This is a genomic window from Micromonospora sp. NPDC049580 (assembly GCF_040675595.1).
GTDB lineage: Bacteria > Actinomycetota > Actinomycetes > Mycobacteriales > Micromonosporaceae > Micromonospora.
Window position 1 is genome coordinate 1 of the sequence record NZ_JBFAPG010000801.1, and the last position, 1,409, is coordinate 1,409.

At 73.0% G+C, this 1,409-nt stretch carries 1 protein-coding gene; it reads left to right on the plus strand.

The genetic code is table 11. From position 1 onward, the window contains the following. Positions 1-161: 161 nt before the first annotated feature. A partial coding sequence (locus AB0J68_RS32190) for a Bcr/CflA family efflux MFS transporter (protein ID WP_363942662.1) occupies positions 162-1,409 on the plus strand: 1,248 nt, incomplete at its 3' end.

The window sequence follows — 1,409 nt, forward strand, 5'->3', positions numbered from 1 at the left end:
AGCCCCACCGCCGGCGGGCGGTGGGGCTGTCGTCGTCTGCGTGAGCCCCCACACAGTGGCGATGTCACAGGGGTCTGCGACGTTGTCGCCAAGTGAGAATCACCGAACACGATCCCCCACCGCTCGCCCCACGACGCACGACCCTCCGCAGAGAGATCGAGATGATGAAGCAGCTGGTGGAGAAGACCGCCCCCGAGCAGGATGTGCTGCCCGGCGACCTGATGACCAACCGCCAGCGGGCGCGGCTCGTGCTGGTGCTCGGCGCGTTGATCGCGATCGGCCCCCTGACCATCGACATGTACCTGCCGGCGCTGCCCGCCATCACGGCCGGCCTGCAGACCACCGAGACGGCCGTGCAGTTGACGCTGACCGGCACGCTGCTCGGCCTCGCGCTGGGCCAGTTGCTGATCGGGCCGCTCTCCGACGTGGTCGGGCGGCGTCTGCCGCTGCTCGCCGGGCTCGCCGTGCACATCGTGGCCTCCGTGCTGTGCGTCTTCGCGCCCAACATCGCCGTGCTCGGCGTGCTGCGCGTCCTGCAGGGCCTCGGCGTGGCGGCCGCCACCGTGGTCGCCACGGCCGTCGTCCGCGACCTGTTCAGCGGCGCCTCGTTCGCGCGGATCTTCTCCCGGTTGATGCTGGTCATGGGTCTGGCGCCGATCCTCGCGCCGACGCTGGGCAGCGGGCTGCTGCGCTGGACCGAGTGGCGGGGCGTCTTCGCGGCGCTGGCCGTGCTGGGCGCGTTGCTGATCGTCATCGCGGCGTTGCAGCTTCCGGAGACCCTCGCGGTGGCACGCCGCCGGCACGGCGGAGTGGCGGCGACCCTGCGCGACTACCGGGGGCTGCTCAACGACCGGGCCTTCGTCGGTCTGGTGCTGGTCGCCGGGCTGGCCATGGCGTCGCTGTTCGCGTACGTCTCCGGGTCGTCCTTCGTGCTCCAGCGGGAGTACGGCCTCGACGAGCAGCAGTTCGGCCTGGCCTTCGGGGCCGGTGCCGTCGGCCTGATCGGCGCCACCCAGTTCAACATCCGGCTGCTGCGGCGCTACACCCCGCAGCAGATCCTCATCAGCGCGCTGATCGCCGGAACGGCCGCCGGGCTGCTGCTGGTCGTGTTCGCCGCCACCGGCGTCGGTGGCCTCGGCACCCTGCTCGCGTCGCTGTGGCTCGTGCTGGCCGCGGCGGGCCTGGCCCTGCCGAACGCTCCGGCGCTGGCCATGAGCCGGCACAGCGAGGCCGCCGGCACAGCCGCGGCGCTGCTCGGGGCCGTGCAGTTCGGCGTCGGCGCGTTGTCGGCGCCCCTGGCCGGCCTGTTCGGCACGGGGAGCGTACCGATGGCGGTCGTCATCGCGGGCGGCATGGCGGCGGCGCTGGCGGTCATGGTCCTGGTCGTGCCCCGCGCCACCCTCGGCGCG